The sequence below is a fragment of the Deinococcus murrayi DSM 11303 genome, from assembly GCF_000482805.1.
GTDB classification, from domain to species: Bacteria; Deinococcota; Deinococci; order Deinococcales; family Deinococcaceae; genus Deinococcus; species Deinococcus murrayi.
In genome coordinates this window covers 19032-26852 of sequence record NZ_AXWT01000033.1, presented here as the reverse complement: position 1 = coordinate 26852, position 7821 = coordinate 19032, and the positions used below count along the sequence as shown (strand labels likewise).

At 68.6% G+C, this 7821-nt stretch carries 7 protein-coding genes, 1 tRNA gene and 1 rRNA gene; 8 read left to right on the top strand and 1 reads right to left on the bottom strand.

The window, feature by feature from the left end; genetic code table 11:
* The first annotated feature begins 1 nt into the window (after position 1).
* Positions 2-118 (top strand): 5S ribosomal RNA (gene rrf / locus H565_RS0107980).
* Positions 119-265: 147 nt separating this feature from the next.
* Positions 266-341 (top strand) — tRNA-Gly (locus H565_RS0107975).
* A gap of 98 nt (positions 342-439) precedes the next feature.
* Here the strand turns inward: H565_RS0107975 and dnaG are convergent.
* Positions 440-2203 carry a DNA primase gene (gene dnaG, locus H565_RS0107970; RefSeq protein WP_034408830.1) on the bottom strand — a complete coding sequence of 588 codons (1764 nt, stop codon included), beginning with the start codon at positions 2201-2203 and terminating at the stop codon, positions 440-442.
* Between the two features lie 250 nt (positions 2204-2453).
* On the opposite strand from dnaG, the gene H565_RS0107965 reads away from it, so the two are divergent.
* The 6 genes from H565_RS0107965 to mltG all read left to right on the top strand — a co-directional run bounded on the left by H565_RS0107965 (position 2454) and on the right by mltG (position 7784).
* On the top strand, positions 2454-2888 hold the full coding sequence (locus H565_RS0107965) for a hypothetical protein (protein ID WP_027460579.1): 435 nt from the start codon (positions 2454-2456) through the stop codon (positions 2886-2888).
* Between the two features lie 98 nt (positions 2889-2986).
* Complete coding sequence (locus H565_RS0107960; protein ID WP_027460578.1) at positions 2987-3481, top strand: DUF4097 family beta strand repeat-containing protein; 495 nt, start codon at positions 2987-2989, stop codon at positions 3479-3481.
* 75 nt (positions 3482-3556) lie between these two features.
* Entirely contained in the window at positions 3557-4966 is a 1410-nt protein-coding gene (gene gatB / locus H565_RS0107955) for an Asp-tRNA(Asn)/Glu-tRNA(Gln) amidotransferase subunit GatB (RefSeq protein ID WP_027460577.1), read from the top strand.
* A 112-nt stretch (positions 4967-5078) separates the two neighbouring features.
* On the top strand, positions 5079-5714 hold the full coding sequence (locus H565_RS0107950) for a hypothetical protein (RefSeq protein ID WP_027460576.1): 636 nt from the start codon (positions 5079-5081) through the stop codon (positions 5712-5714).
* 46 nt (positions 5715-5760) lie between these two features.
* Complete coding sequence (locus H565_RS0107945) at positions 5761-6756, top strand: carbohydrate kinase family protein (RefSeq protein WP_027460575.1); 996 nt, start codon at positions 5761-5763, stop codon at positions 6754-6756.
* Positions 6753-7784 carry an endolytic transglycosylase MltG gene (gene mltG / locus H565_RS0107940; protein WP_027460574.1) on the top strand — a complete coding sequence of 344 codons (1032 nt, stop codon included), beginning with the start codon at positions 6753-6755 and terminating at the stop codon, positions 7782-7784. Before H565_RS0107945 ends, mltG begins: the two co-directional genes overlap by 4 nt.
* Positions 7785-7821 lie beyond the last annotated feature (37 nt).

Genomic DNA, 7821 nt, shown 5'->3' with positions numbered 1-7821 from the left:
CCCCCGTGCCCATAGCGCCGCGGAACCACCCCTTCCCATGCCGAACAGGGTCGTGAAACACGGCAGCGCCCATGATACTCGGACCGCAGGGTCCCGGAAAAGTCGGTCAGCGCGGGGGTTTTTTCTTTGACGCCATATCGGTCGCCCCTCAAGCTGCCGATGAGGGATGTGCCGCAAGCGGCACCCTCCCTGCGCGGGAGTAGCTCAGCTGGAACGTGGCCCCAGGGCCTGAAGGCGGCTTCAGTCCCTTTCTTGACAACACAACGCGGGAGTAGCTCAGCTGGTAGAGCACTACCTTGCCAAGGTAGATGTCGCGAGTTCGAATCTCGTCTCCCGCTCCACTTCAACCCCCCCACCTCCCCGGTGGGGGGATTTTGTTATGGGATGAGCGCCAGCAGGGGATGCGCTGTACCTTTAAGCAAGCGAAGAGAAGCTCGTATCAACTCCCCAGGCGACGCGCCCGCTTCTCCGCTTCGATGGCCCGCTGAAGTTCTTGAATCTGCCGCAGATAGGCGAGTTGTTCGCTGGGTGCAGCGGCGGCCATCTGCTTTTTCAGGAGGGCCACCTCGGCCCGCAGGGAGTCAATGCTCAGGCCCACTTGGATGTCATCGACGGCGGCGGCGGCGTAAGCGGCCACTTTTTGCTCGTAGAGTTCGCTGGTGGCGCGGGAGGGAGCACCAGAGTCGCGGCTTTCGAACATCAGGCGAATCAGGAGCTGCTCTTCGGGTTGGCCCCGAAAGACCTCTAGGATGTCGTCCGGACTCCGCGCCCCCTGGGCCGCGAGCATGACTTTGCGGACGGCCTCATTGCGCCAAGGGGTCGTGCCATCGAGCTTGGCGAGCAGCGAGGGGTCAATGAGCAGTTGCCGCAGCAGCGCGAGTTCGCGGTCTTCCTCGGCGCGGGCGGTGCTCATGCCCGCGAGGTGGGTGTCGGTGAGGGTGCGGCGGCGAGCCTTGCTGCCAATCCACTCCAGCAGCGCTTCTGGCCGAATCCCCAGCAGCTCGCAGGCCAGGCTGCGCATGCGCTCGGCACCCTCGTCGAGGGGGTCGAGGTTTTGCATGCGCGGTAACAGGGCCATCAGCACGCGGCGTTTGCCCTCGGAGGTGTCGACGCCGTGCGCCTCGACCGCAGCCTGTACCCGGAAGCGCACCTCGTCCAGCCCCCCCGCGAGGGCCTGCCGAATCCCCGCTTCGTCCCCGGCAAACAGGGCGTCGGCGGGGTCTTTGCCGCTGGGTACGCTGGTGGCCCGGACCCTGAACTTGGCTCCAATGACCTGGTCGAGGCCCGCCAGGGTCGCCTTGAGGCCCGCTTCGTCACGGTCAAACATCAGGGTGAGGCGGGCCACCCCCAGCCGTTCCAGCAGGGCGGCATGCTCGGCGGTCAAGGCGGTTCCCAGGCTCGCTACCGCTCCGGTAAAGCCGTGCTGGTGAAGGGCGATGACGTCCATGTACCCCTCGACGACAATCAGCTCGCCGCCCTCGCGCAGCGACCCCCGCGCCTTGTCGAGGCCATAGAGCAGCTCGCCCTTGCGAAACGCGGTCGTTTCGGGGGTGTTGAGGTACTTGGGCTTGCTGTCGTCCAGCACCCGGCCTCCAAATCCCACCAGTCGGCCCAGGTGGTCCCGAATGGGGAAGATGACGCGGCCCCGGAAGCGGTCATAGACTCGGCCCGAATCGGGATGCTCGGTCAGCAATCCGGCTTCAAGCAGTTGCCGCTCGGTGAGGTTGCGTGCCCGCGCCCGCTTGAGCAGGCCGTCCCAGGTGTCGGGGGCGTACCCCAGTTCAAACGCGGCGATGGTGTCCTCGGTCAGGCCCCGGCTCCGCAGGTAGCTCAGAGCGGGGCCGGGCAGGTGCTCGCGGAAATACTCCAGCGCAAAGGCGTTGACGTCGTACACGTCGCGGCTGCTGCGTTCGCCGTAGCGGGCCTCGACCTGCACCCCGGCCTTTTCGGCCAGCCGCCGCAGGGCGTCCCCAAAGCTGAGGTTTTCTATCCGCTGCACGAAGGAGAAGATGTCCCCGCCCGCTTTGCAGCCAAAGCAGTAGAAGTAGCCCTGCTCGGTATCAACCTGAAAGGAGGGGCTTTTTTCCTTGTGGAAGGGGCACAGGCCCTTGAGTCGGCCCTTGCCCGCCGGAGAGAGACGCACGTGCTCCCCAACGACGTCCGCGATATTAAGCCGCGCCCGCACGTCTTCTTTGGTGCCCATGCCCCTGTGCTTACCCTCCTCTCTCGGCGCCGTTTTCTGGCGGCCTCCTCGCTTTGGCGTGACGCCCCATCCCCGTTCTTCCGGAAGCGGTCTTCCGGCAGCAGGGAGCCAGTGTACGCCCCCCGGCCCCCCAGTGCCAACCGGCGAAAAAGCCGCCGGGAACGTGATTTCTGAACACAAGCCCTCGGAGAACGTGTGGCGCGGGGTCTGGCCTGCTGCCCGGCTGGGGAGGTAAGCTCAAGGTCCCCCCATGCCATCCCCGCTCGGTGCCCCCCCGACCTACAGCACGTCCGCCACGCTGGGCTTGGCCCTGCTGGCGATGGTGGCAGCGCTGTGGCACTTCACCCTGGGGGCGCTGGACTATGTGGGGAGCGGGCGGTACCCCGGCTTGGCCCTCTTGCTCCTGTCCGGGCTGCTGCTGGTGTACGGGGTGCTTATCCTGATTCGCTATGCGGAAGCCCGTGATGCGATGGGGGACCCACAGCCCCGCAGCGCGATGTACGAGACCCCCCACGAGGGCCGGGTGCCCCTCGTCGGGTTGGGCCTGGCCGGGCTGCTCGTGCTGGGGGACCTGGCCTTTGCCCTATCGGGCGAGCTTCCGCTGTGGCACGCCGGGGGGCTGCTGCTAGCGCTGTTGCTGGGACGTCAGGCCTGGCGGCTCCGGCCCGTGCCGGGCGAGGACTGAGGAGGGCCGGAGGAGAGGGCGCAGGTGGTGCGCCGGGGCTAAAGCTGGATTCGTGTTTTTCCCAGGAGAGGGGGAAAAGAGGCAGGTACGGTGGAAGAATGAAACGTTTCTTGCTTGCGGCCCTGACCTTGACGCCCCTGCTGACCCTGCCGACCGCGCAGGCTGCCGATGTGACCTGTTCGGGGACCCTATCGGGCCGAACGGTGAACGGCAACGTCAAGGTCCGCTCTGGGGCCACCTGCACCCTGGTGAACATGCGGGTGAATGGGGATGTGGAGATAGAGCGCGGCGCACGGGTGACCATCCGCAACTCGACCGTGAATGGCAATGTGGAGGGCAAAGACGGCTTCGCCCAAATCACGGTGACGGGCAGCCGGGTAGACGGCGACATTGAAGCCGAGCGTGGGGGCAGCGTCACGGTGGAGAACACCCGCGTCAATGGGGACATCGAGCTGGAGCGCAACAACGGAGCGCTGCGCGTCGCCCGCGTGACCGTGGACGGCAACCTGAAGTGCGAGAACAACGCCCGGACCCCGGCGGGCGGCAGCAACCGGGTAGAGGGCAACCGCGAGGGCCAGTGCCGCCGTCTTTGACCCTGTCAGCAGGTGCCTGAGCGGTGTAGGGGGGAGCGGCCCCCTTGCTGGGCGGGCCGCGCTATGCTCACCCGCATGTACCGCGCGGTCATCGGGCTGGAAGTCCACCTGCAACTGAAGACGCGCTCCAAGTTGTTCAGCGCGTGCCCCGCCGACTACCACGGGGCAGACCCCAACACCTTCGTGGACCCGCTGACCCTGGGGCTGCCGGGCACCCTGCCGACCCTTAACCGCGAGGCGGTCGACCTCGCCCTGATGTTTGGCCTCGCGCTGAACTGCGACGTGACGGGCTTTACCCAGTTTCACCGCAAAAACTACTTCTACCCCGACTCGCCCAAGAACTTCCAGCTCTCGCAGTACGACCGCCCCATTGCCCGAAACGGGTATCTGGAGGTGGGGGGCGCGCGGGTCCGCATCAAGCGGGCGCACCTCGAAGACGATGCGGGCAAGTTGCTGCATCCCGCCTACGCGCCCTATAGCCTCCTCGACCTCAACCGGGCGGGGTCACCCCTCATCGAGATGGTCACCGAAGCCGACCTCACGGGGGGCGAACAGGCCCGCGCTTTTTTGGAGAGCGTGCAGGCCATTGCGCAGGCCCTCGGCGTGTCGGACGCCACCCCCGAAGAGGGCAAGCTGCGCTGCGACGTGAACCTCAGCGTGCACCGGCCCGGCGAACCCTGGGGCACCAAGGTGGAGGTCAAGAATCTCAACTCCTTCCGTTCGGTCGAGCGGGCCATCGCTTACGAGACTGCGCGGCAGACGCGGGTGTTGCAAGCGGGGGGCACGGTCAGCCAGGACACTCTGGGCTGGGACGAGGGCGGCGGCAAAACCTTCGTGATGCGGACCAAAGAGGGGGAAGCCGACTACCGCTACTTCCCCGAACCCGACCTCCCGCCCCTGGACATCACCCCGGAATGGGTGGCGCGGGTGCGGGCGCGGATGCCCGAACTCCCCGCCCAAAAGCGGGAGCGCTACCTCGCCGCTGGGGTGCGTGAGGCGGACGCGCAGGCCCTCAGCCACAGCGTGGCCCTCTCGCGCTTCTACGACGCGGCGCTTGTGGGAGGAGCTGACCCGCAGCGGCTCGCGCACTGGCTGCTGGGGGACGTGGCCGGGTTGCTTGCGGCGCGGGAGACGACCTTAGAAGCGTCCGCCCTTCAGCCCGCGCACCTCGCCGCGCTTGTGCGCCTGATTGACGAGGGCGCGGTCAGTGGCCGGGTCGCCAAAGACCTCCTGCCAGACGTGTTGGACGGCCATGACCCGCAGCGACTGGTGCAGGAGCGCGGCCTGGGCGTCCTGACCGACACCGGGGCCATCGACGCGGCCATCGACGCGGCCATGACCGCTGACCCCGCGACCGTGGCCAAGGTCCGCGCCGGAAACGCCAAAGCCCTGAATGCCCTTTTTGGCCCGGTCATGAAGGCGACCGGGGGGCAGGCCAAGCCTGAAGTGGTCCGCGAGCGGTTGCGGGCGAAGCTGGGGTTGTGAGGGGGGGCGCTCACGGCCAAGGGGTCCAGAGGTGGGGAGGTCGAGGGACTCCCGCTCTCCCCTTTGGTCGACCTCTCGACTCCTCGACCTTTCGACTCTCCACAGGGACGCCGTGACTCGCTGGCGCACCCCCGCCCTCGCCGCCCTGTGGCTGCAAGTTGCCGGGTTGGTTGCGCTGGCGGCCTACCTGCTGGGGCGGGGTGGCCTGGCCGGGCTGGGCTGGACAAGCGCGGCAGAGTCTCTGCTCGCGGCGCTGGTGCTGGGGCTGTGGACGGCGGTGCTGGGTCGCTTGACGGCGGGGCGGGGCACGCCGCCAGAGCATGGCCCCCTGCGGGCGCTGCGGGGCCTCTTTCCCTGGCTGACCTCGCTGCGGCTGGCGCTGTGGTTCCTGACACTGGTCGCGGTGCTGGGCGGAGCCGCGCCGCAGGCCAACGCGGTCGCCTTGGCCGCCCTGTTGAGCGTGTGGCCCGCCGCCGTGCTTGCGGGAAACGCGGTCTATGGCACGCTGGTCCGCCTCGCGCCAGAGCCGGGCGACCTCCTGCGGCGCACCCGCTTGGCCGACTGGCTCAATGTGGCGGCGGCCCTCAGCCTGGCGATGACTGTCTTTAACGTGGTGCCGATTGCGGGCTTCAGCTCTTCGCCGCAGGGGGCCGACCTGTGGGTGTACGGCCTGAGCGGAGCGCTCGATGTCGGGGCGACCCTGCTGGCGCGGCAGGCGGTGCTGCACGCACCCCCCCGGCAGGGGTAGGGGCACAGAGCGGGTCAGCCCCGGAACGGTATGCTGCGGGGCGAGCATGACCCAGCCTCCCTGTTCTTCCCCGCTCCGCCCCCTGGTGTCGCTGGGCGACCTCGCCTGGGACGTGCTCGCCAAGCCCGACAGCTTGCTGTTGCCGGGCGGCGACACGACCGGGCGGATGGAGCTTTCGGGCGGCGGCTCGGCGGCCAATCTGGCCGTGTGGGCGCGCCGGGCCGGACATCCCGCCACCTTTGTGGGCAAGGTGGGCCGCGACCGCTTCGGAGACCTCGCCACCTCTGAGCTGCGTTCGGAGGGGGTAGAGGCCGCCGTCATCCTGTCGGACGAGCACCGCACCGGGGTCATTCTCGCCCTGATTGACCGTCATGGGCAGCGGGCCATGCTGACCGGACAGGGGGCCGACTGGGAACTGCGCCCCGACGAACTCCCCCGCGACCTGGTGCGGGGGGCGCGGCACCTGCACCTCACCGCCTGGAGCCTTTTTCGTGACCCGCCCCGCGGGGCGGCCCTCGCCGCTGCCGCCCTCGCCCACGAGGGCGGAGCCACCCTCAGCCTCGACCCTGGGAGTTTTCAGATGATTCAGCAGCTTGGCCGCGAGACCTTCCTCGGCATCGTGGATGCCATCCCCTTTGACGTGCTCTTTCCCAACGCCGACGAAGCCCGCGCCCTGACCGGGCACGCGGACCCACAGCAGGCCCTGACCGCCCTGCGGGAGCGCTTCCCTCACGCCCTCGTCGTCCTGAAGATGGACGACGAGGGTGCCCTGCTGGAAGGGCCGCAGCAGCCCCGGCTGCACGTCCCGGCCACCGGTGACCGGGCGGTCGACGCGACCGGGGCCGGGGACGCCTTTGGGGGGGCGTTCCTGGCGAGTTGGCTTGCGCACGGGGATGTCCCCCGCGCCGCCCGCCTCGCCGTAGAGGTGGGCGGCTGGGTGGTCTCACGTTTTGGGGCGCGGCCCCCCGCCGACGCCGAGCTGACCCGGCGGCTGGCGGCGCACGGGGTGACTCCCCGGAGCGCGGCGGGAGCGTCCGCATGACCCGGCTGCGGGGAGGCGGGATGGCCCTGTGGGCCAAGCTCCTGCTGGGGCTGGGGCTGCTCTTGCTCGTCGCAGCGGCGGGGGTCTTCTTCTACCTGCGCAGTCTGACCCAGCCCGCCGGGGGTGGCCCCTACACCCTGGAGGTCAAGCCCGGCGACTCCCTCCCGGCGGTCGCTCGCACGTTGCAGGAGCGGGGCATCGTGAAACATGCCGATGCCCTGCGCTTCGTGATGCGGCAGCAGGGCACGGCGGGGAGCCTCAAGGAGGGCCTTTACGACCTCACGGGCGACATGACGGTCTTTCAGGTCGCCGAGAAGCTCGCTGGCCCCGCCCGCATTCCCACCGTCAACGTGACGGTGCCGGAGGGGTGGCGCATCCGCGACATTCCGCCCGTCTTCGAGAAGGCGGGCTTTGACCGAGCGGGCATCGAGGCGGCCCTGAATGACGCTTCCCTCAGCCAGTACGCGCGGGGCAAGCAGTCCAACCTCGAAGGCTTCGTGTTTCCGGCCACCTACGAGTTCCGGGTTGGCGAGTCGCCTGAGGACGCAGTGGCGGAGATGGTGGAGCGCATGGAGCGCGAGTTCACCCCGCAAAACGTGCAGGCGGCCAAGGCGCTGGGCCTCTCGGTGCGCGACTGGGTGATTTTGGCGAGCATGGTGCAGGCCGAAGCCGCCAACGATGCGGAGATGCCAGTCATCGCCGGGGTCTTTCTGAATCGCCTGCGCGACGGCATTCCGCTGGGCAGCGATCCCACCGTCGCCTACGGGCTGGGCAAGAACCTCCCCGAACTTGACCGCTCGGCGGGTGACTTTACCAAGGACACGCCCTATTCAACCTATACCCGCCAGGGGCTGCCCGCTGGCCCCATCAACAATCCCGGCCAACCTGCCCTCCTGAGCGTGCTGAAGGCCGAGCGCAAACTGCCCGATGGCCGCGACGCCCTGTACTTCCTGCACGCCCGTGACGGCAAGATTTACGTCAACCACACCTACGCCGAGCACCTGCGCGACAACGCGGCGCACCGCTAGGGCGGACGCAGAGGGTCAAGCGCCGTGCCCGACCGGG

What these genes read in the sequence shown, in the direction of transcription:
- H565_RS0107945 (WP_027460575.1), top strand. Translation starts at nt 5,761, where the DNA reads ATGACCCAGCCTCCCTGTTCTTCCCCGCTCCGCCCCCTGGTGTCGCTG.
- dnaG (WP_034408830.1), bottom strand. Translation starts at nt 2,203, where the DNA reads ATGGGCACCAAAGAAGACGTGCGGGCGCGGCTTAATATCGCGGACGTC.
- H565_RS0107965 (WP_027460579.1), top strand. Translation starts at nt 2,454, where the DNA reads ATGCCATCCCCGCTCGGTGCCCCCCCGACCTACAGCACGTCCGCCACG.
- H565_RS0107960 (WP_027460578.1), top strand. Translation starts at nt 2,987, where the DNA reads ATGAAACGTTTCTTGCTTGCGGCCCTGACCTTGACGCCCCTGCTGACC.
- mltG (WP_027460574.1), top strand. Translation starts at nt 6,753, where the DNA reads ATGACCCGGCTGCGGGGAGGCGGGATGGCCCTGTGGGCCAAGCTCCTG.
- gatB (WP_027460577.1), top strand. Translation starts at nt 3,557, where the DNA reads ATGTACCGCGCGGTCATCGGGCTGGAAGTCCACCTGCAACTGAAGACG.